Below are 22381 nucleotides of genomic sequence, written 5' to 3' on the forward strand. Positions count from 1 at the left end.
ATTAATTATGTTAATTGTGATAAGAAACACAGTTTTTTCAGTAAAGTAACTGAAATGATGGGCAAAAAATTATCCTTTCCGGAAAAGATAAGTATTAAACTGGAACTAATTTAATAATGGGTTGGATCTAAATCAAGTTTTATGGCTTGTAATTTCAACTCTATTTAGGTGGATGAGTTGAGGAGTAACTTAATCATTATGTCTGCGTCTTATATATCAGATTCAATTATTGCAGGTTCAGATATGGCTTGGAGTCAAGACAAGCAAAAGTTGCTGGTACAGGGTGAAATTTTGGTAGAAACGCGATCGCACAAGATGTCGGGTGGCGCGGTGACAGCCTGGATGTATTTGCCGATGGTGCGATCGCACGTTTGGCAGCAATTAACTGATTATCCCCGCTGGGTGCAATATTTTCCCGATATCACCAAGAGTGAGGTAGTACATAAAGGTGAAGTCAAACGTCTGTATCAAGCAGCACAAAAAGCCTTCTTCTTTTTCACGGCTCAAGTGGAAATTTACCTCAATGTTGTAGAAGTGCTGGGGCAGCAAATCCAATTTCGCATGGTAAATGGGACTTTTGAGGACTTTAACGCCAATTTAGAACTACAAGATTGTGGTAATGGCACAATACTTGCTTATACTGTGCAAGCGACACCTCTAATTCCGATTCCATCTATTTTTATTCAACAAGCGATGAATTTAGAGTTGCCTGCAAATATGCGTAAAATGCGACAAGTTATGTGTAAGAGTCATTAACAATTCAAAAATCACGCATTCAAAATTCAAACATTTTAGACATTTTCAGATAGGGATTTAAACCCCGACTGTAGCAAGATCCCGCAGGGTAACTAACCATTCATCCAGTCCCCAGTCCCCAGTCCCCAGTCCCTTGCTATACCTCTCGATAATTCAAAAACCCGCTTTCTGTGAGAAAACGGGTTTTTGTGTGTGATTTATCAGGTGTAATTATCCGGTAAAGACTTCAACTGGTAAACGGCTAAAAGACAACCTTTCATTTTGCACATCTACAAAGATAGTGTTGCCGTCGTTGAATTCGCCGCGCAAGATGGATTTAGCAATTTGAGTTTCTAACTCTCGCTGAATCGCCCGCTTCAATGGACGCGCCCCATACACTGGGTCATACCCTACTTCTGCTAAAAAGTCAAGCGCAGCATCCGATAGTTTGAGAGATATTTTGCGATCGCTCAATCTTTGCCGCAATCTTTCCACTTGCAACAGCACAATTTGCCGCAATTCCTTCTTATCTAAACCGTGGAAGATGATGATTTCATCAATCCGGTTCAGGAACTCTGGACGGAAGCTATTTCGCATTGCTTCCATGACTCGACGGCGCATTTCATCGTAGTGGGTGTTATCCCCAGCGATATCAAGAATGTACTGCGAACCGATGTTGCTAGTCATGATGATAATAGCGTTCTTGAAGTCCACCTTATGACCTTGGGCATCAGTGACGCGACCATCATCGAGAATTTGCAAGAAGATATTAAAGACATCGGGGTGTGCTTTCTCGATTTCGTCGAAGAGAATCACTGAGTAAGGACGGCGACGAATCGCTTCTGTAAGTTGTCCGCCTTCTTCATAACCCACGTATCCCGGAGGCGCACCGATTAAACGAGAGACGGCGTGTTTCTCCATGTACTCTGACATATCGATTCGCACCAGCGCATCTTCGCTATCGAACATATACGCCGCCAGCGCTTTGGCCAATTCGGTTTTACCTACACCCGTAGGCCCAAGGAAAATAAAGCTAGCGATGGGACGATTGGGATCGGCCAATCCAGCGCGCGATCGCTGAATTGAATCCGCTACAGCTGTGACTGCTTCTTCTTGTCCAACCACGCGGCGGTGGAGTTCATCTTCTAAATGCAGCAGTTTTTCTTTCTCAGATTCCACTAACTTGCTGATCGGAATTCCTGTCCATTTAGAAATAATTTCAGCAATATCACCTTCTGTGACTTCTTCTCTTAATAGTGATTTACCACTTCTTTGAGTGTTTGCCAATTCAGCTTCTATTGCTTCCAATTGACGATGCAAACTGGTTAAAGTGCCGTATTTCAACTCCGCAGCGCGGTTAAGGTCGTAGTCGCGTTCTGCTTGCTGAATCTCTAAATTGACCTGTTCAATCTCTTTTTTAACAGACTGAATTTTGTCAATGATATCTTTTTCAGACTGCCATTGAGTATTCAGAGTTTTTTGTTCTTCTTTGAGATCGGCAATTTCTTTTTCCAATCTTCCTAAACGTTCGCGAGAAGCGGCATCGCTTTCTTTTTGCAGCGATAGCTTCTCCATTTCCAATTGCAGAATTTTACGATCGATTTCGTCGAGTTCTTCTGGTTTGGAGGTAATCTCCATTTTCAGTCTAGCGGCGGCTTCGTCTACCAAGTCAATTGCCTTATCTGGTAGGAAGCGATCGCTAATATATCGACTCGATAATACGGCGGCGGCAACTAAAGCACTATCAGAAATCTTCACCCCGTGGTGGTTTTCATAACGTTCTCTCAACCCGCGCAAAATCGAAATACTATCTTCTACACTAGGCTGATCGACATAAACCTGCTGGAAACGTCTTTCGAGTGCAGCATCTTTTTCGATGTATTTGCGGTATTCATCCAACGTTGTTGCCCCAATACAACGCAATTCGCCCCGCGCCAACATTGGTTTCAATAAATTACCCGCATCCATCGCGCCTTGGGTTGCACCAGCGCCGACAACGGTGTGAATTTCATCAATAAATAAAACAATATTGCCGCCAGATTCGGTAACTTCCTTTAATACTGCTTTCAGGCGTTCTTCAAATTCACCCCGGAATTTTGCCCCTGCAATCAAAGCACCCATATCTAAAGCGATTAGCTTGCGGTCTTTGAGGGATTGAGGTACATCACCTGCGATAATACGTTGTGCTAATCCTTCAGCGATCGCAGTTTTACCAACACCTGGTTCGCCAATTAGCACAGGATTATTTTTGGTGCGGCGAGAAAGAATTTGCACAGTGCGACGAATCTCATCATCTCGTCCAATTACTGGATCGAGTTGACCTTTACGCGCGGCTTCTGTAAGGTCACGCCCGTATTTTTCCAGTGCTTCGTATTTGCCTTCTGGATTTTGATCGGTCACTTTTTGACTCCCACGAACTTGTTTAATAATATTTTTGAGTTTGCCTTCGTCTAAACCAAACTCTTGGAATAAAGCTTTGCCAAAGCGGTCATCTTTAGCGTAAGCCAACAATAAGTGTTCAATTGAAATATATTCGTCTTGAAACTCTTTGCGATATCCGTCTGCTCGATCTAGAAGTGTATCTAAGCTGCGTCCTAAGTATACTGAAGTACTATTACCAGATACTTTCGGCTGACGTTGAAAAAATTGTTCAGTGCGATCGCGCAGTTTTTGCAGGTCAACACCCGCTTTTGTGAGAATCCCTATTGCTAGACCATCTTGTTCTAGCAGCGCTTTCATTAGGTGTTCGCTTTCAATTTGTTGTTGTTGATATTGTTTAACAATATCTGGGGTATGGGCGATCGCTTCCCAGGCTTTTTCTGTAAATTGGTTAGGATTAGTAGGTTGCATAGGCTTTTTCAGGAACGTAAAGGTGCAGTAGCTTGTCAGAGGCTACCACCAGAACACCAAGTAAAGATAATTTCTGCTCTCAATAGATATTGTATGAAGAGGGGAGCGATCGCCTAGATCGGTGTTCACGTCTTGTAAAAGTGGTATTTTCCCCTAGTTCCGATTTTCCTATGTGGGTTTCAATTACCTGTCTGCGGAATGTCAGCAGATGCGTTCTTGTATGCAATGGCGCAAGGGCCCACGTAGGCGATCGCATTAGGTGGGTTTATTCCAGTGAGCGCTTAGGAGTCGGTACAGAGGTTTTTGGAGTCGCCCTAGAAGCCGAATAGTGCTTACTTGACAGCGCTGGAGGAGAAAGTGTTGCGTGTGCTGAGTTGGAGACTAGCAGTTAATGTAACAATGCTGGAAATCAGTGTTCGTGCCAGTCATCCGAAAACTTTTGCGGTGCTTTGGCGATGTCTACACCCGTAGAAAAATCTAATTTTGAAAATCAAATTGCATATTTGCATATTTAATCAAAAAATTACTGAATATTCCTTTAGCTAGAGGTTTTTTCAACATCTACTTACTTAAGGAGGAAAAATAATGAATCGATTCAAATATTCCAAAAAGATTTTTGGAGTTCTTGCTGTTTTACTCGTAATTTGTGCAACTTTCTTTCCTAGAATGGCAATTGCAGATTCACAGACTGCGCCTTTCAAGTCAGATTGTACCGTCGTAGGTGATGTAAGAATAATACCAGATCCAAATGACCCCAATGAAATCGATGTTATACCACCAACTGTGATAGTTAACAATGCCGATGGATGTAGCTTCAGTGCTAACGCGATGAAGTTATCACAAGCTCTGAGGGTTGAAAGAGCTATTATAGAGTTGCCTGAGGGTGTAACTGGGGTTGTTAAAAGCCTTCAGATCAGCAAAGTCGATAATGAAGGCAATAAAGCAGTCATTTATGGCTGTTCTAATTTAAAAGTTCAAGATGGTACGGATTTAAATGTATCTTGCGGGGGGCCATCTTACTTACCAGCGAACCAGTCCTTGGAATATAATGCAACTATTGCAGACTTTGAGCCAGGGACTAAGTTTGCCATTACGCTGGTAGCATCACAGTCTAAACAACTAGGTTTGCAGTAAGTATACGCCTGTTATACTAAAAAACCTATTTGGTGTAACAGGTAAAACTGCTTAGTACAAAAAGCTTAGTACAAAAATGTTTGCTCCTTCCTAGCTGTAACTAAAAAAGACGGGCGTACCCCCTTAATTTTAAGCAAAGCCAATTGTATGGCATACACTGCCCGTAATTAGCTCTAATATCCCTTGGTTGAACAACTGAAGCATTCCAGTCGTGGGTAGAAAACAATTTAGTTCTATGTTTTATCAAGAATCGTATACTTAATTTGGTATACGATTCTTTATTAAGTCAATACGATGAAATGACTAGCTCGCTTACTTAATTTTGATATAACTTTTATTTATTTCTGGCTAAGATTGTGGTTTTACCCGGAACTCAGTTCTAATAAATTTGGTGTAGCAATAAAGCCAAAGTAAATGGCGATCGCAGCAGTAATACCATGAAGCCAAATCTCATTGAATTCAGCAGCCATCAAAGAAACGCTCAAAGCTTTTTCGATTAATATTGATAACATTCTATAGGACTCATATTTGATTGCGTGAAAAAAACTCAGTACACCTTTATTCCTTCTTCCCAGTCCCCAGTCCCTAGTCCCTACGATTAATTCAGAAATCAAATCGGATTGCTATAGAGATGCTTATTTATTAAATCTACCTTGCCCCCATACAGAGTTACCACGATCCCAGGTCGCCTAGTGGATGCTAAAAATGATTGACCCCTACGACTTTGAAGATAATGACTTTGACTTAGAGGATGAGGATTTGTTGAAAATAAAACCCATCAGCCAAATGACTGAAGGGGAAAAGCTACAGCGATTTAAGCGGTTCTTCGACAGTAGCAGCCGTGCGATGTTGCAAGACTGTCTATTTCGCATCGTCAATGACGAAGATGGTACGGGTACGTTAGAAATTCTTTGTCCTAATGAAGTCGTAAGACAACGCCTTTCTAAGAAAAAGCGCAAAATTACCAACAACATCAACACCTGTTGGAGCCATATCAGATGGTTTTCGCTATGCGTTCAGCAAGATAATGAGTTGGATTGCCAGAAGTTTACCCGTAACGGTGATTTGGTGACATCTTAATTTGGGAATGGGGAATAAAGAAAGTGTTTTCCCAATGACGAATGACGAATGACAAATGACAAATGACTAAAAAACAAAAATTTCCTTACCTAGTTGGTTCTAAGTGGACAGCACAGCAAAAAGTTGATGGCTGGCGGCATTTCCAAGTTGTCAATCGGAAAAATCAGGGGAAGTGGGTTTACGCCGAAATGGTTGCTGCTTGCGATCCTAAAGTCCGTTTTTGGATAAATGCCAAATTATTACAAGATAACTCCCAGTGGCAAGCTGGTTGGCAAACATTACAAGAAATCCAGGAAATTAAAACTGAGGTGTCCTAATTGCCTTAAGCCGCACAGCCAAAAGATTTTAACCTCACTTCCATTGCTCTCTCTTTTAGGAAGGAGGCTTTGAATCTTACTCCCCAACGCTAGTAGGGAAGGGGGGTTAAGTCGGTTAAGTCTGTCATAGGACTCAACCCAGAAACGCTATATCTTGCAAATTAATAATATTTTACAAAATCACACTAACTCACTCTCAAGCAGCAATTAAATGGTTTGCTCTACCGATTGAAAACTGCCAGATTATCTGCGATACCTTTGGTGAGCTACGCTAACGCAAATTGCAGTAGTATTTCCAGCATCAGGCTGTATATACCTCTGTTTCCCCTTAACCCTGCACCCCAATGCCTTGAAAACAGGTTCTAAAAACATTAGCTAATTCTATGAAAAGCATTCAAAAAAAACGATTTCAGCTTTTGCTTTTTGTAACTCTTTTTATAAAAATAGGTAATAAAAACTTTTTATTACCTATTTTTAAATCTTTTAAGGTCTTTAAAATTCATAAAAACCTAAATAAATTTAATTAAGCTTGAATTCATCGTCTAAGACTGTTTTACAGATTAGGAGCCACTTTCTTTTCTAGGTAATTTGCCCAATAATGACATCAACAGACCTCACGCATCGCCATCTCAGGAAAGGTGAAGGCAAATGTTTGAGCCACAAGTTTGACAAGAAGCTATAAGAGGGAAACAACAGTGAAACTAGCAGTCTACGGAAAAGGTGGTATCGGTAAATCCACAACTAGCTGTAATATATCCGTCGCCCTAGCTAAACGTGGCAAGAAAGTGCTGCAAATTGGCTGCGACCCCAAACATGACAGCACCTTCACCCTGACTGGGTTTTTGATTCCGACAATTATCGACACCCTCCAAGAAAAGGACTATCACTACGAAGATGTCTGGCCGGAAGATGTAATTTATAAAGGCTACGGCGGTGTTGATTGCGTAGAAGCTGGTGGCCCACCTGCGGGTGCTGGATGTGGCGGGTACGTAGTCGGTGAAACCGTAAAATTACTTAAAGAACTCAACGCCTTTGATGAGTACGATGTAATTCTTTTTGACGTTCTGGGTGACGTTGTTTGCGGTGGTTTTGCAGCACCACTCAACTATGCAGATTACTGCCTGATCGTTACAGACAACGGCTTTGATGCGTTGTTTGCGGCTAATCGGATTGCTGCTTCAGTCCGCGAAAAAGCAAGAACTCACCCACTGCGTTTAGCTGGGTTAATTGGCAATCGCACATCCAAGCGCGACTTGATTGAAAAATATATAGAAGCAGTGCCCATGCCAGTTTTAGAAGTTCTACCTTTAATTGAAGATATCCGCGTTTCCCGTGTGAAAGGTAAGACATTGTTTGAGATGGCAGAGCAAGATCCTTCCCTAGACTACGTTTGCGACTACTATCTCAACATCGCCGACCAAATTCTAGCGCGTCCCGAAGGTGTTGTACCTAATGATTCACCAGATCGGGAGTTGTTCTCTTTGTTGTCCGATTTTTATCTAAATCCGGGTAAACCCCAGGTTCCTAATTCAGAAGAGGAACTAGACTTGATGATTGTATAAATCACCAAGTTCTCAGGATGGGGGACAATAACATGGCATTCTTTCACAGCTTTACAGATTCAATAAAGCAAAAGTGGTTGCAATTTTTCCAGAATAATCGAGACTGGATTACCCTTCACATGGAAGTGGAATCGGTGTACACCCCTGATGGCGGGAAGCGACCACCTTCCTACCTCATCCTGGGAGTTCTTAACGCCCTAGAGCCAAAACTAGCGCAGTTAATGCTGCCATTTGCCAAACTCAATCCTGACGCCGATACCCTGATTGAAGTCCTGGATTTGCATTTTGACCCAGATTTAGCTCTCGGTAATCGCTTCGTCGTCAACCAAGATGTAGAAAAATACGTAGAAGAAGCAGCATCTGTCATTGATGAAAAGCCTGAAGATGAAACATTGACACACGCTCATACAAATGGCTTTGCGGCGGTGGCGGTAGTTGAAGAGTTCGCAATCGTGGATTCTGAGGATGAAAGCCTGGGAATCAGCGAGTTGGAAGAAACGGAAAATGGCTTTGGCGATATTTCCTTAACCAACGGACACAACTCAAAAGATGAATCTCTCCAAAGCTCTAGTTTAGAAGCAGATGAGTTTGGGGAAATTGCCTTCGATACAACAGCTGCAACGGAAGTAAAGCTGGATGAAGAAGAAGCACTTGGAGATAGTCCACTAGATGAGAATGCGTTTAAAGACGTGTTATCAGATGTCTGGGGTGATGAAACAGCTTTACAAAAGCCTGAAGAAAATAACGATTTTTTAGGGGAAGAACTGCCAGCAGGCGTTTTTGATGAATCAGAAATTGCCCGCCTCTTCCCCAATGCTTAATTATTGCCGTTCTTCGCAATTTTAAATTTTAGATTTGGGGTTTTGGATGAGGAATTAGGGAAATTGTCGTTAGACAGAGGATACTTTTGTTGTCCCAGCCTTCAATCCAAAATTATCAATCTAAAATCTGAAATTGGTTGAACTGCCATTAAATATCAAGGGGAGAAAAAACCAAAATGACTGTCGCTCAACAACCAGAAGCTTTAAACTTTGAATGTGAAACCGGGAATTACCATACTTTTTGCCCAATTAGCTGCGTGGCGTGGTTATACCAAAAAATTGAAGATAGCTTCTTTTTGGTGATTGGGACAAAAACTTGTGGCTACTTCCTGCAAAATGCGATGGGGGTAATGATTTTTGCTGAACCCCGCTATGCAATGGCAGAGTTGGAAGAGGGCGATATTTCGGCACAGCTGAATGATTATGAAGAGTTAAAGCGGTTGTGCTTGCAAATTAAACGCGATCGCAATCCTAGTGTAATTGTCTGGATTGGCACTTGCACTACCGAAATTATCAAAACCGATTTGGAAGGCTTGGCACCGAAGCTAGAATCTGAAATCGGGATTCCCATCGTTGTAGCGCGGGCAAATGGTCTAGATTACGCCTTTACCCAAGGGGAAGATACGGTATTAGCCGCAATGGCTAACCGTTGCCCTGATAAGGCTCCTGTGGCGGAAACAGAGAAAAGTGAACGGAATGCGATCGCTAAATTGCTCAACTTCGGTAAAAAGAAAGAAGATGTCGCCCAAGATGAATCTGAGTACGTAGATCATCCACCCTTAGTTCTTTTTGGCTCCCTGCCCGACCCCGTAGTGACTCAGTTAACCTTGGAACTGAAGAAACAAGGCATCAAAGTTTCCGGCTGGCTACCCGCAAAGCGCTTCACAGAATTGCCAGTACTAGAAGAAGGGTATTATGTCGCTGGTGTCAACCCCTTCCTTAGCCGCACAGCTACTACGTTGATGCGCCGCCGCAAGTGTAAACTCATTGGCGCACCCTTCCCCATTGGCCCCGATGGAACCCGTGCTTGGATTGAGAAAATTTGCTCGGTGTTCGGTATTACTCCCAAGGGTTTGGATGAACGGGAAGCCCAAATTTGGGCAGGCTTGGAAGATTACGTGAAACTGATTCGTGGTAAGTCTGTATTCTTCATGGGTGATAACTTGCTGGAGATTTCCCAAGCAAGATTCTTAATCCGTTGTGGGATGACTGTTCACGAAATCGGTATTCCTTACATGGATAAGCGCTATCAAGCTGCTGAGTTGGCATTGTTGGAGAAAACTTGCCAGGAAATGAATTCACCTCTGCCAAGGATTGTAGAGAAGCCGGATAATTACAATCAACTTCAACGGATTTATGAGTTGAAACCAGATTTGGTAATTACTGGTATGGCTCACGCTAACCCATTGGAAGCACGGGGTATTAATACTAAGTGGTCTGTAGAGTTCACTTTTGCTCAAATTCACGGCTTTACGAATGCGCGTGACATATTAGAGTTGGTGACTCGTCCGCTACGTCGGAATAATAATTTGAAAGATTTGGGTTGGGATAAGTTGGTGAGAGAAGAAGCGAAGATTTAGATTTGGGTTTGGATTGAGCAACAGCATATAATTAAGGCGAACCCAAAAAGTTCGCCTTTTTTGTCTCACAAAGGCGCAAAGGAAAATCGCCTAACAATAGTTACAATCAGGTGGATATCGCTAAATCATAAATTGGAGAAAATTCAACCATTAGAGTTAATTATGCTTAAGCTCAATCTACAAAAGCTACCATTTCTAGAGTCTATTGGTTGGCAGCTAAAAAATGTATATCAAATGAGTGAGAAAGAAATTGTTCAATTGTATCAACGCAATTGGCATCATCAAACTACCTTCAATAATTTAAAACAAGAAGAGAAAGATTTTGTTCATTATTTAGCAAAAAAATATAACTCCTGGATACTACCGGATTTTGAAATGTTTCATCTCGATCATCATAATAATATACTTAAAATCCTTAATACTTTCAATCCAGAAGTTTTCAAAAAAGCTTATGCATACTTTGGTGGTGGTACACTCTTGGCTTTAGAATATGATGAATACAGGCTTAGTAAAGATATTGATTTCCTCTTCCCTTATGGAACGGAAAATTACAGATATTTAAGAAATTTAATTTACGATGAAGGAATTGTGGCATTATTTCAAAGTACAACAGATATCGAATTAGGCGACAGTACAATAAATCAATATGGTATTCGTTTCCTTGTTGTAGTCAATGAAACAACTATTAAAATAGAAATTGTAGCCAATGGGATTTTTACTTTAGACCCTCCTGTTTATCCAGAATGGACAAAAATACCTTGTCTGAGTATAAGCGATAGATTTACATCAAAACTAATGGCTAATGCTGACCGATGGAACGATTCGAGTACACAATCTAGAGATTTGATTGACTTAGCAATATTGCGTGTAAATAACGAAATCCCCGCACGTGCAATTGCTAAAGCCGAAGAAAGCTACGAAGTAAAAAAGCCATTAGTTAAAGCCATCACTAACTTTACCAAAAAAGAAAAATATAGAGATAAATGTTTTCATGAATTAAATATACCTGAAGAAAAATTTCCAATAATAATGGATGGGATAAATTTGCTTCTTGTTGAATTTGAATCTATGAATTAAAGTAATTTAAAATGCAATCATGACTACAAAACGAGCCAAATTTTATTATTATTGATATAGGTGATGGAATTCTTTTAAAGCCTAAGAAACTTTTTCCAGAAACTAAATTAGATGATGTAGCAGATTGCTTAAAATATCAAGGTAAACCCAAAATTGAGGATATGGATAATGCAATTTGCCAAGGGATAGAGAAATTGTGATTTAAAAGTAGAAAACTGGCTCAAACCTGATTAAAAAAGCTAACAGATTTCTATTCCCTAACTCTAGAACTCCCCATGACTCAAAAAACCTATCAACTCCCCCTAACCTTCGAGCAAATTCTTAATCTTGTCCTACAACTTCCCGCACAAGAACAAGAACAACTTATTCAAGAAATAAAGAAAACCTCTTCAAATAATAAAGATGAAGATTTACTTAGTGTTTTTGACAAAATCGGCAGAAATGCTCAAGCCGAAGGATTAACCGAAGAAACTCTAGAAGAATTACTCGCCGATGAATCATAAACTAATTGTCATTGACAGAAATGTTTTACTTAGTGCTGCTTTAAGTCCTAATGGAACAGCCTGTAAAGCCCTAGATAAAGTCTATAAATAATTTAAAATTGCTCAAAGCGATGAAACTTATCAAGAATTAAACACACGAATTTATAAACCTAAGTTCGATAAATATATCTCAGACGAAGACCGACAAGATTTTTTGGACATAGTTAAAAAGTATAGTCAATTTATAGAAATAAAATCTTAAATAAACACCTATAGAGATCCGGAGGACAACAAATTTTTAGAACTTGCTAAAGATGCCAATGCAAAATTTTTAATCACAGGATATCAAGACTTTTTATCACTCAAAACCCTAGCCGAATATCAAAATCAGATTATTACTCCCAGAGACTTTCTTGACCTTGATTAATTCATCTTTAATCCTGTACTTCTTTCACATGGGAAGCTGTAACTATAAAGGTTTAGATGGAATAATATACATTAATTCTGCACCGTCTGGTTTAATTTCTGTAGACGGAGTTAATTTAAGCCAATCATGAAAGCTGATTCCTAATTGGGATATTGCTTGCAATTCTGTTTGGTAAGATTCAAAGCGGCGATTGGTTTCAATCATAGATTCCATTACTTCAAATACTTGGGGAAGACGTTTGTAAGCTTCTTTTTCAAATCTCTTTGTGAATGGTGTAGGATTTCCTCCGAATATGCCCCATTGAATTTCACTACGATCTACAATTGCTGATGGAAGGGAAGATAGCCATTCATCATGACTTTGAGTTAGTTTAAACATATTCTCGCGTTGCATCTCGAAAACTTTATTCTCATTAAAACTCGGATCAATCCATTGGTAAATTTGGGTTAGTTTATACAAATCAATCTGACCTTTAAACTGAGGATGTAAGTATGCTGCTGGATTAGAAGTAAGCATGAGTTCAATATATTTTTGAAGCAGCAACCTGAGAAATTTTCCCCCTTCTTTAAAACGACGAAGCGCTGTTTCATGTTCTTCTAGTTCTAAATGACAACGTGCTTCCGCAATATAGGCTAGAGATAATGTCAGTATATATTTGTCAATAATTGGGCTTTTCTGGGAAAGTTCATTAACTGTGTAATCTTTGTAAATATGTTCTGCTTCTAAGAAGCGATTGATAGCTTGTAAGGCACTGCTTCTACGGTTTTCAGGTTTAGTCATCGTGAAGGCATTAAGTGCTAATTCTATTCCAGCATGGAAGTTAGCATAGAAACTCAGGTCAATTTTGCGATTAATTTTATTTAACAATTCTCCTGCTTGTTTTAATAGGTTTTCTATCTCATTGAGACGCTGTGCTATTACAGCAAAGCCCATTACTGAAACACCTAGATTAAGTACGCTAGCAGCAGTAGTTACTTGCAAAAAACCTTGAGTTAATTGCATATTCTGCCCAATTTCCCCTAACTGATTTTCAATCCCACCTAAATGTCCATTGACATCGGCGAAGCCTTTCCCAGAAATAGCCGCATTAGCGACTGTTCCAATCAGATTTACCCCTGAAACAGCTATGTTACCTAAACTTGTTTGTTCAACTCCATTTAAGCGTCCACTGACATCAGCTAACCCTTGTCTTGTAGCAGCAGTATTTGCCCCAGAAGCAACAAGATTTGCACTGGAGAAAGCAAGGTGAAGTAAATTGTTAGAAGAACTAGTTGGCGTAGGCGCTAAATCTCTTAACCAAGCAACAACTTGTTTCGTTACAGCATACTGAATTACACCACCATTGCGTACATATATACCACTAGCTAACCCCCTAACAATGTGAGGAGCAAGTGCAAAAGTTAATGTAAGTGCGTCCATAATCTTCTCCTATTTGGTAAAGCATCAGCAGTCTGATGTTTTATAGCAAGCCACTTATACGCAGCAAATACCTGCGCTTCACTTAATATTCCCAATTTGAGTTGTAGTTTATGCAATAGCGATCGCTCTTTTTAACGAACCGTCCACGCTAATAAAGAAAAACGATCGCTCTTTTTAACCAGAAGATGCAGAGCGATCGCAGATACAATCATAAGTAAAAGCAAGTAGGTAGAAAATGGCTGAAATTGTCACCCTTCAACTCCCTGAAACACTGGCACAAAAAGCAAAGGAAATCGCTGCTTTTACACATCGGCGACTTGAAGATGTATTACTAGAATGCATTGACCGCGCCATTACCGAACTACCTCTGGAGTCTCTACCGGACGATCGGATTTTGGCTATGTGCGATATGCAGATGGAAACTGAGCAGCAAGAGGTTTTCAGTGACTTGCAAGCGCGTCATCGAGAGGGACAGTTGAATGATGCAGAAGTTCGTCAACTAGATGAACTCATGCAGGTCTATCGACATGGCTTAGTAAGTAAAGCAAGAGCTTTAAAAGTAGCTGTTGAACGCGGTTTGAAACCCGCCCTCAATTAATAACAATGGCCCGTTTTTACATTTCTGTAGAAATAGAACGTCGTGTCCGCAGTGCTGCTAGAAACCGATGTGGTTATTGTTTGAGTCCTCAGCGTTTAGTAATGGCACGTTTGGAAATCGAACATATTATTCCCATATCTAAAAATGGTAGCAATGATGAATCAAACTTGTGGTTAGCTTGTCCCCTATGTAATCGCTACAAAAGTGATAAAACTACAGGGTTTGATCCAGAGACGAGCGAAACGGTAAAGCTATTTAACCCTCGTACTCAAGTCTGGTTTAAGCATTTTGGCTGGAGTGAAGATGGTGTACGTATTGTTGGCAAAACGCCGACTGGTAGAGCAACTGTTGCAGTTCTACATTTGAGTGATGATGCAGATGCACTAGAAGTTCATAGTTATTGGGTACTTGCGGGTTGGCATCCTCCAGAAGATTGAATGAACCGCAGATGAAAGAGCGATCGCTCCATCCCCCAATAACTTCGATAAAATCACTATGGTGCTAGTTAAACCTCCCTAAATCTAATGAAAAGCGATCGCTCCCCTTCCCAACCTTCCCTTCAACGTCCTGAACTACTTGCGCCAGCAGGTAATTGGGAATGTGCTAAAGCTGCTGTGGAAAATGGGGCAGATGCGATTTACTTCGGTTTGGATCGGTTTAACGCCAGAATGCGGGCACAAAACTTTACTGAGGCGGACTTACCTCAATTGATGACATTCCTGCACCGTCGGGGCGTAAAGGGTTATGTCACTGTCAACACACTCATATTTCCCAAAGAACTAGCAGAAGCACAGCAATATCTCCGCACAATTATTGCAGCTGGTGTGGATGCAGCGATCGTTCAAGATATTGGTATATGCCGTCTCATCCGTCAACTTTCCCCCGATTTTCCCATCCATGCTTCCACGCAAATGACAATTACCAGTGCGGCTGGAGTCGAATTTGCCAAATCTCTTGGCTGTCAATTGGTGGTGCTGGCACGTGAATGTTCTCTCAAAGAAATCAATAAAATTCAGCAGCAGATTGCCCAACAAGAAACTTCGCTGCCCTTAGAAGTTTTTGTTCACGGTGCTTTGTGCGTAGCGTATTCCGGTCAGTGTTTGACTAGCGAAGCTTTAGGCGGACGTTCTGCTAACCGAGGTGAATGTGCCCAAGCTTGCCGGATGCCCTACGATTTAATCGCCGATGGGGAAGTTGTGAATTTAAAAGATCGCAAATATTTACTCAGTCCTCAAGACTTAGCAGGGTTAGACGTTCTGCCCGATTTGGTGAAATCAGGAGTAACTTGTCTCAAAATTGAAGGTCGTCTGAAAGCTCCAGAGTATGTTGCTAATGTTACCCGTGTTTATCGGCAAGCTTTGGATAGTGTAATGACGGAATTGGAAAGACCTAACCCCCTAACCCCCTTCCCTACTAGGGAAGGGGGAATAAAAGCTCCCATCTTTGCTATGCCTAACGGCAGGCTTACGCCAACAGAGAGAGACTGGGAGAGAGGTCAATCAGACCAAGAACATTACAACCTAGAAATGGCATTTTCTCGCGGACTCTACACGGGCTGGTTTGGCGGGATTAATAATCAGGAATTAGTTCACGCCCGCTTTGGCAAAAAACGTGGGGTTTATTTAGGTGAAGTCAGCCGCATTCACAACGAACAGGTAACAGTCAAACTGGAAGCGCCTGTAAAACCGGGAGATGGAATTGTGTTTGACTGCGGTCATCCAGAGGCGAAGGAAGAAGGCGGCCGGGTTTATGCTGTGGTATCCAAAGGTAAAGAAACCATGCTGACATTTGGGCGAAATGACTTGAACCTGCGCCGAGTGCATATAGGCGATCGCATTTGGAAAACCAGCGATCCAGAACTCGATAAGCAATTGCGGCAGAGTTTTGCTGGCGAGAATCCTCAATTTCAACGTCCGATTGATGTAGAGGTTTATGGAGAAGTTGGTCAGGCATTGATTGCGATCGCCCGCGATCAACTCGGTAATATTGTACAGGTAGAATCTGCAACTTCTCTAGTTGAAGCGCACACCAAACCACTAGATACAGACCGTTTAAAAGAACAATTCGGTCGTCTCGGTAACACCCCTTTCTGTTTAGGAACACTAACCAACCGCCTCAGCGGCGCTATTATGCTACCCGTAAGTGAGTTGAACCGGATGCGGCGGGAAATCGTAGCACAGTTGGAAGAATTGCGAAGTCAACCCAAACGCTGGCAATTAGCTTCTGATGTCTCTTTCCAAAACTTACTCCCCTCATCTCCCACCCTGCGGGAAGCTAAAGCTACATTTCCTTCACTCATCGTCCTAGTACGAAATCTCAAGCAACTCCAAGCCGCCCTCAAAGCTGGTATTGAAACACTGTATTGTGAATTTGAAGACCCCCGTGCCTACCAAGAAGCAGTGCAAATGGTGCGCCAGCAACAGCAAAAAAACAAAGCAGAAAATTCTTCACTTTTAACTGATAACTCAGCACTCCTAACTCCTAATTCCCAACTCCCCACAATTTGGGTTGCACCACCCCGAATTACCAAACCGGGAGAAAATTGGATTTTGCAGCAAGTACGCGCCTCGGAAGCGGATGGCTATCTGATACGAAATTATGACCAATTGCAATTCTTTGCAGCAGACCGTTGTATCGGAGATTTTTCGCTCAACGTTGCTAATCCCTTAACAGCAGACTACTTTCAGCAACACTTTGGTTTAGAACGGCTGACGGCATCTTATGACCTGAATATTACCCAACTACAAGACCTGCTCACTAGTTGTCCACCCCAGTGGTTTGAGGTAACAATCCATCAGCATATACCGATGTTTCACATGGAGCATTGTGTTTTTTGCGCCTTTCTCTCAACGGGTACAGACTATACTAACTGTGGACGACCTTGTGAAAAACAGGAAGTGAAATTAAAAGACCGTGTAGGTAGCGAACACGTTATTAAAGCAGATGTAGGTTGCCGAAATACTGTATTTAACGGCACTGCTCAAACGGGAGCCGAGTACGTACAGCGCCTCATAGAACTGGGATTACGTCAGTTTCGCATCGAATTTGTGAATGAAACACCAGAACAAGTGAGTAAAACAATACATTTTTATAGTCAATTATTGCAAGGTGAGATTACAGGTTCCCAACTCTGGCGCGAGTTGAAGTTGCAAAATCAACTGGGTGTGACTCGTGGCCCTATGGGAGTATCAGCACTGCGCTCATAATTGATTTTCTGAACGCCCAGCTTGAAAAATCTGTTCGGCGGTCAAATTAAATTCTGGGAAAGTGGGCGATACAATCCGGTCATTACCCCGAAATAGGTTAACTTGATACTCACCGTCCACTAAATAATAGATGGAAATAGTAGGTTGTTTGGGATTACCTATGTACCTTCTACCGCCCAAAGCTAAATAATCAATAATCCAGTATTCAGGAACGCCAAAAGTTTCGTAGTCAACCAGCTTGGATGCATAATCATCCCTCCAATTACTACTGACGACTTCAATAACTAGTGGAACCGACGCAGCTTGAGTAACCGTTGAAGACTTTTTCCACATCGGTTCTGCTGAAAGATTCTTTTGATTGATCGCTATCACATCAGGCGAATAACCTGATTCTTTGTCAGGAACCTTAACCAGCGCTTGCTTGGGTATGAGGTATGGAAGTTTTAATCGTTTGAACTCTAAAGTGATTTCACCCGCTAAAAAACCATTAATCTCTTCATGATCTCCTACTGGCTGCATTTCAACAATTACCCCATCGTGTAGTTCATAACATCCGCCGTCTGGCTTCCAATTGAGGAATTCTTCAAAAGCGATCGTTTTTGGTAAGGCTTGAAACATCACACTTACTCCTGACTCTGGTTTAGAGTTTAACAAAATTACTTCGTATCACATCAGTTGACCCTCAGATATGCGGCTTCTTCAAGAAATCGGGGATCTAAATCCAGATAAAATCTCGGTAGAGAACGCCAAAACAAGGAATCCGAAAGATTTGGCAAAATTTTGTTTCTATTTTGGAAACAATGTCAATTCAGGTCAATGAACGTTATAAACTCAACGTTGGAATCAGAAAGAGATTTATTAAACCAGCAAACAATTATCAGGCGTATGGTGAGGGATTTAAACCTGTCACCAAAGCGTTCCACTTTGTTTATGAGAGACTTAAACCTCAAGAACAAAATTGATAATTGATATCTGTAAAATAATTCAACCATAAATATCTAAACTCAAGTAACTCATAGGTTATTGAGGCTTCAGCATGAACAAAATCGCTAAGTTTAAGCGCAATTTTTGCTGCTCATTTTCTCGTGTTTATCGTTATAGTTTAACTGCGTTGCTGGGTGTGGTTTTGTTATCTGATACGGTGGATGCAAAGTTTGGTGATTTACAGAACTATTCACCAAAGCGATCGCCAGAAAATTTATTAAATAAATATCGAGATAATTTCCCGTCTTTAGAAGCTGGAGATAAGCAAGTATTACTGAGAAGCTATCAGAATCACCAGAAAATATATATTGCACAGCAGCCAGCCTCTACCCCGTCAATTCCTTTGAATCCAGAGCAGCAAAAGTTATATCAACAGGGAGTCAAGCTATTTCAAGAAGCACAGGAGTTAAAGAAAAAAGGTAATAGAGAAGGATACGAGCAAGCTATAGGACTAGTATTTGATTTCTGAAAAAGCTCCGTACTTCAGCTAAAAGGAGTAAGGGATCGATGTGGTGGAGATGATTGACTGCTAGAATTGCAGGTTTTTGAGGTATCCTGTCGAGGTGTTCGACGGTTACTTTGAAAAAGGAATGGATGAGCGATCGCATTACAAAGCGACGCAGCCCGGAGTTGGCTCTAGGTTCGGAATACCCTTGACTTATAGCTTTGAGGCGATTAAGAGTTTTTTCGATAATTTGGCGAACAGCGCCATTGCTAGCCGCAGCTACACCCTCTTTTACCCGCTTGATTGCGGCGGTACTCAAGGCTGGCAAAGTTTCTGATTGTGTTCTATTTTCTTGCTGATGGCTAGATTTTGAGTCGCTATGAACTTCGGAAGTTGCCCCATCAGCTAAGTCTTCTTGAACTGACTCGTTAGAAGAACTTTTGATAACACCCTCTTTGAATTCATAAAATAATCGTAATTCTTGAGGTTATATGATTAACCAACCCGCGGTTAGAAGTTGGGGAATTATTTTCAAGATACTTTAAATAGATGAGGGTAACTCAATTAACTGTAATTACTATAAATGTTGACTTTTTAGTAGCTTGTTGGGAAAATACGTAAAAAATTAACCTTATGATTGACCATAGCGATCGCCTAGCTTCTCGTAAAGAAGGCAGATTTACAGGTGTTGGAGGACTTGAACTGTATTACCAAAGCTGGCATCCAGAGGGTAAAGTCCGGGCAATATTAGCCATTGTGCATGGACTTGGAGCGCACAGCGATCGCTACAGTAATATAATTGAGCAGTTGATACCCAAGCAATACGCTGTCTATGCCTTAGACTTGCGCGGTCATGGACGCTCACCGGGTCAGCAAGGCTATATCAACGCTTGGAGTGAGTTTCGTGAAGACTTGGGAGCCTTTTTACAGTTAATCCAGACTCAGAATTCTGGATGTCCAGTTTTTCTCTTGGGTCACAGTTTAGGCGCGGTGATTGTCTTAGATTACATTCTGCGCTATCCCCAACAAGCATCATTATTGCAGGGTGCGATCGCTCTTGCGCCAACCTTGGGGAAAGTTGGAGTTTCACCGATTCGGGTACTTTTAGGAAAAATGCTCTCACGGGTGTGGCCGCGTTTCACACTGAATACAGGTATTGACATCAGTACTGCTTCACGAGATCCGCAGATTTTAGCTGCGATCGCTCAGGATACACTGCGACATACCCTTGCTACTGCCCGTTTAGCTACAGAATTCTTTGCAACAGTTGATTGGATTAATGCTCACGCAGGTGATTGGCAATTACCATTGTTGATTCTGCATGGTGGCGCAGACCAAGTGGCTTTGCCAGCAGGAAGCGATATTTTTTACCAACGGGTAAACTGCAAAGATAAGCTGAGAATTGAGTATCCGGGAGCCTATCATGAGATTCAGAGTGACCTCAATTATCGCGAGGTACTAGCTGATTTAGAAGATTGGTTGGAGCGACACCTACCATCTGAGGTAGTGCAGTTAGGACGGGGAAGCGGTGAGTTAGAGTTTCCTAGTTCTTAGCTTTCAGTACAGAGGCTTAATTACTCTACCGTCAAGCAATGCATAGACGTAGCGCGTCGTAGCCACAAAGCTTAAGGATATGAATAATGCAATATGCCAAGGTGTAAAGAATTTATTGCATAGTCGCAGTTGATACGAATATTGTTGTAGGATTGTTGACCCAAGATGATGAATTAAAGTTCAACAAAAGTCTAAAAATTTTCAAGGTTCAAGATATTTTTATCGCAAATACGGTAAAATTAGAGTCGGTATTTACAAATCAAGCTTAAGCTGTATTGGCGCTTTTTGCTCAGGCTGCGATTTTGTATCCGAGGGTTTTAAATTACTTACTTTTGAGTCATCACTTGCAGGTATCTTTGCTTCTTCAGTCAGGCTTATAGATGCCTTTGCGTCTTCGCTCAAGATATAGTAGCCACTACGCCCTCCGATACCCATATGCTTTAAAATATCTCGACCAGCAAGTTTACCTAGTAAGTATCTTGCCTGATTACGATTGATGCGACATAATTCTGCTGTTTGTCCTCGTGTAATACGTCCATTGGTCTTGATGTACTGCACAATCATCTGTTCTCTCTGTAGTTGATCAAACCCACGACGGCGAATATATGCTTCTGGACGACCCATTTGACGATAAACAGATGCACTCAGATGGTACTCGCGCTGTTTTGCGGTTTTGATACGTTCTACCAGACCATTCTCCATTAATTCCTCAAGGAGATGGCGAGCATGAGCTTCTCCTTTTTGAGTCAGACGCCCTGCTTCAACGATATTTATTTCTCCTTCTTGCCTAAGATAATTGAGGAGTATTAGTTCATCCAAGGTAAGCAGCCGTTTTAGTCGCCTCTCCTCAGCTAAAATAATTTTCACAAAATCTAAATCAGCTTTTCCACCAGGTAGCCGAACGATGACATTTGAATTGGTAGTAGCGGAATAATCTGGCAGTGGATGTCCAGTGCGTAATTGACCAGAATATATAAGTCCAATTCCACGACCAGTACGTTCTACCAAACCTATTCGCTTGAAGATATCAGCGAGTAATGGATTTCTTGGTAAAGGGCCGCTAACTAATAAAGAATCCAATTGAATGCCTTCAACAAAACCTCCTGGATTTCTGATAACTAACGCATCATCGTGTGTCTGAATATGAACTGCTCCTATACGATTGTAATCGCGGTGGGTAAGTGCATTATTAACAGCTTCTCGAAATGCACGTGGATCGTAAGCCGGAACACCTACACGAAAGAGGTCAACTGTTAATTCATTTTCTTCATTTCGCAAGCTAAATGCTTCCATAATGCGCTCAAAAACGCGCAATAAAGGCCAACGGTAAAATTCATTGATTGCAACATCTTGACCCCTTAACACTTGAAAAGCTACTTCGTGCGTCGGAACTTGCTCAATCAAGACACTTTCTCGCCCAATAACAAGTAAACCTGCAAGTGTTGGTACTAAATCATCTCCCCGTACAAAACCCAAAGCTTGTGCTAATTCCCGATCGGATAAATCTTGAAGCGATATATCGCCACGATATTCACTTAGCAATCGCCGGAGACGAACAAATTCAAGTGGATCAAGGTCATCCCAGGTAGTTCCAGTTATCTGCCGTGCTGTCACATCACGCTGACCTCGGTCAGCATACCAACTATCTATTTCACTGGGATAAAGTGGTTGGCATTGAGGTTTTCCGCGCGTATCTAATCGACGTATCAGCGTTCGACCATTGCTTGTTGATACCAATTGCGGTGCAGTGGGTACGTTTATCACAGCCACGCGTCCTTCAGGCAAATCAATCATTGCCGTTTCTACAGACAGAGATGGTGTTGTTTTACTTGCTATCAAAGCAGACAACAAACCTGGAGAACATTCTACAAGCTTTTGATTTAAGCCTGTTATACAGCCATCATCCTCCACACCAATAACTAGTTTGCCACCATGCTTGTTAGCAAGGCATACTACAGCTTCTACCAATTCGTTCTCAGGTAGTGGTTTGCGATCGCTCTTAAACTCTACAGTCAGAGTTTCGCCATCACCTATGAGTTTTATAAGTATTTCTGGAGTTAAACCTCATCCACCTTGAGAACTGGAGTTTTTCAAGAAGATATATTAGTTT

At 41.5% G+C, this 22381-nt stretch carries 22 protein-coding genes and 1 pseudogene; 17 read left to right on the forward strand and 6 right to left on the reverse strand.

Annotated features, from left to right (window positions below):
* The first annotated feature begins 198 nt into the window (after positions 1-198).
* Positions 199-756 (forward strand): SRPBCC family protein, encoded by a 558-nt coding sequence (locus RM049_RS12195; RefSeq protein ID WP_322672291.1) that lies wholly within the window; start codon positions 199-201, stop codon positions 754-756.
* A 210-nt stretch (positions 757-966) separates the two neighbouring features.
* Here RM049_RS12195 and clpB read toward each other — a convergent pair whose 3' ends face one another.
* Positions 967-3585 (reverse strand): ATP-dependent chaperone ClpB, encoded by a 2619-nt coding sequence (clpB, locus tag RM049_RS12200; RefSeq protein ID WP_322704338.1) that lies wholly within the window; start codon positions 3583-3585, stop codon positions 967-969.
* A gap of 89 nt (positions 3586-3674) precedes the next feature.
* Between clpB and RM049_RS12205 the strand changes: the two genes are divergently transcribed.
* Both RM049_RS12205 and RM049_RS12210 read left to right on the forward strand, forming a co-directional pair.
* Positions 3675-3914 carry a hypothetical protein gene (locus RM049_RS12205; RefSeq protein ID WP_322704339.1) on the forward strand — a complete coding sequence of 80 codons (240 nt, stop codon included), beginning with the start codon at positions 3675-3677 and terminating at the stop codon, positions 3912-3914.
* Between the two features lie 256 nt (positions 3915-4170).
* Positions 4171-4719, forward strand: coding sequence for a hypothetical protein (locus RM049_RS12210; RefSeq protein ID WP_322704340.1), 549 nt, complete (start codon positions 4171-4173; stop codon positions 4717-4719).
* Between the two features lie 362 nt (positions 4720-5081).
* Here the strand turns inward: RM049_RS12210 and RM049_RS12215 are convergent, their stop codons facing one another.
* Positions 5082-5231 carry a hypothetical protein gene (locus RM049_RS12215; protein WP_322704341.1) on the reverse strand — a complete coding sequence of 50 codons (150 nt, stop codon included), beginning with the start codon at positions 5229-5231 and terminating at the stop codon, positions 5082-5084.
* Between the two features lie 193 nt (positions 5232-5424).
* Between RM049_RS12215 and RM049_RS12220 the strand changes: the two genes are divergently transcribed.
* From RM049_RS12220 to RM049_RS39275, 9 genes and pseudogenes are all read left to right on the forward strand, one after another.
* Positions 5425-5799: a hypothetical protein gene (locus RM049_RS12220; RefSeq protein WP_322704342.1), complete on the forward strand. Its 375-nt coding sequence runs from the start codon at positions 5425-5427 to the stop codon at positions 5797-5799.
* Between the two features lie 62 nt (positions 5800-5861).
* Complete coding sequence (locus RM049_RS12225; protein WP_322672297.1) at positions 5862-6116, forward strand: TIGR02450 family Trp-rich protein; 255 nt, start codon at positions 5862-5864, stop codon at positions 6114-6116.
* 695 nt (positions 6117-6811) lie between these two features.
* Positions 6812-7678 (forward strand): ferredoxin:protochlorophyllide reductase (ATP-dependent) iron-sulfur ATP-binding protein, encoded by an 867-nt coding sequence (gene bchL / locus RM049_RS12230; RefSeq protein ID WP_292774821.1) that lies wholly within the window; start codon positions 6812-6814, stop codon positions 7676-7678.
* Positions 7679-7710: 32 nt separating this feature from the next.
* A complete protein-coding gene (locus RM049_RS12235) occupies positions 7711-8499 on the forward strand; it encodes a DUF5331 domain-containing protein (protein WP_322704343.1) in 789 nt (262 codons plus the stop codon).
* A 176-nt stretch (positions 8500-8675) separates the two neighbouring features.
* Positions 8676-10079: a ferredoxin:protochlorophyllide reductase (ATP-dependent) subunit N gene (locus tag RM049_RS12240; RefSeq protein WP_322672299.1), complete on the forward strand. Its 1404-nt coding sequence runs from the start codon at positions 8676-8678 to the stop codon at positions 10077-10079.
* A gap of 162 nt (positions 10080-10241) precedes the next feature.
* On the forward strand, positions 10242-11156 hold the full coding sequence (locus RM049_RS12245; protein WP_322704344.1) for a nucleotidyl transferase AbiEii/AbiGii toxin family protein: 915 nt from the start codon (positions 10242-10244) through the stop codon (positions 11154-11156).
* Positions 11157-11200: 44 nt separating this feature from the next.
* Positions 11201-11356: pseudogene (locus tag RM049_RS12250) on the forward strand (AbrB family transcriptional regulator); the annotation flags it as partial.
* 75 nt (positions 11357-11431) lie between these two features.
* Positions 11432-11659: a hypothetical protein gene (locus RM049_RS12255; RefSeq protein WP_322704345.1), complete on the forward strand. Its 228-nt coding sequence runs from the start codon at positions 11432-11434 to the stop codon at positions 11657-11659.
* Between the two features lie 241 nt (positions 11660-11900).
* The gene (locus RM049_RS39275) at positions 11901-12065 is read left to right on the forward strand and encodes a putative toxin-antitoxin system toxin component, PIN family (protein ID WP_416212635.1); all 165 of its coding nucleotides are present in this window, start codon (positions 11901-11903) and stop codon (positions 12063-12065) included.
* 42 nt (positions 12066-12107) lie between these two features.
* Here RM049_RS39275 and RM049_RS12260 read toward each other — a convergent pair whose 3' ends face one another.
* Entirely contained in the window at positions 12108-13484 is a 1377-nt protein-coding gene (locus RM049_RS12260) for a hypothetical protein (RefSeq protein WP_322704346.1), read from the reverse strand.
* Between the two features lie 235 nt (positions 13485-13719).
* Between RM049_RS12260 and RM049_RS12265 the strand changes: the two genes are divergently transcribed.
* The 3 genes from RM049_RS12265 to RM049_RS12275 all read left to right on the forward strand — a co-directional run bounded on the left by RM049_RS12265 (position 13720) and on the right by RM049_RS12275 (position 17288).
* Positions 13720-14082 (forward strand): hypothetical protein, encoded by a 363-nt coding sequence (locus RM049_RS12265; protein ID WP_322704347.1) that lies wholly within the window; start codon positions 13720-13722, stop codon positions 14080-14082.
* 5 nt (positions 14083-14087) lie between these two features.
* Positions 14088-14519 carry an HNH endonuclease signature motif containing protein gene (locus tag RM049_RS12270; protein ID WP_322704348.1) on the forward strand — a complete coding sequence of 144 codons (432 nt, stop codon included), beginning with the start codon at positions 14088-14090 and terminating at the stop codon, positions 14517-14519.
* Positions 14520-14606: 87 nt separating this feature from the next.
* Entirely contained in the window at positions 14607-17288 is a 2682-nt protein-coding gene (locus tag RM049_RS12275; RefSeq protein ID WP_322704349.1) for a U32 family peptidase, read from the forward strand.
* Here RM049_RS12275 and RM049_RS12280 read toward each other — a convergent pair.
* Positions 17283-17906, reverse strand: a complete 624-nt coding sequence (locus RM049_RS12280; protein ID WP_322704350.1) for a Uma2 family endonuclease — start codon at positions 17904-17906, stop codon at positions 17283-17285. The genes RM049_RS12275 and RM049_RS12280 overlap by 6 nt on opposite strands.
* Before the next feature lie 418 nt (positions 17907-18324).
* Between RM049_RS12280 and RM049_RS12285 the strand changes: the two genes are divergently transcribed.
* The gene (locus tag RM049_RS12285) at positions 18325-18741 is read left to right on the forward strand and encodes a hypothetical protein (RefSeq protein ID WP_322704351.1); all 417 of its coding nucleotides are present in this window, start codon (positions 18325-18327) and stop codon (positions 18739-18741) included.
* Here the strand turns inward: RM049_RS12285 and RM049_RS12290 are convergent.
* Entirely contained in the window at positions 18716-19036 is a 321-nt protein-coding gene (locus RM049_RS12290; RefSeq protein ID WP_322704352.1) for a hypothetical protein, read from the reverse strand. The two genes, RM049_RS12285 and RM049_RS12290, sit on opposite strands and share 26 nt — an antisense overlap.
* 314 nt (positions 19037-19350) lie before the next feature.
* Between RM049_RS12290 and RM049_RS12295 the strand changes: the two genes are divergently transcribed.
* Entirely contained in the window at positions 19351-20271 is a 921-nt protein-coding gene (locus RM049_RS12295; protein ID WP_322704353.1) for an alpha/beta hydrolase, read from the forward strand.
* A 252-nt stretch (positions 20272-20523) separates the two neighbouring features.
* Here RM049_RS12295 and RM049_RS12300 read toward each other — a convergent pair whose 3' ends face one another.
* The gene (locus RM049_RS12300) at positions 20524-22320 is read right to left on the reverse strand and encodes an RNA-binding domain-containing protein (RefSeq protein ID WP_322704358.1); all 1797 of its coding nucleotides are present in this window, start codon (positions 22318-22320) and stop codon (positions 20524-20526) included.
* Positions 22321-22381 lie beyond the last annotated feature (61 nt).

It is taken from the genome of Nostoc sp. DedQUE04 (genome assembly GCF_034530995.1).
Classification (GTDB): domain Bacteria; phylum Cyanobacteriota; class Cyanobacteriia; order Cyanobacteriales; family Nostocaceae; genus Nostoc.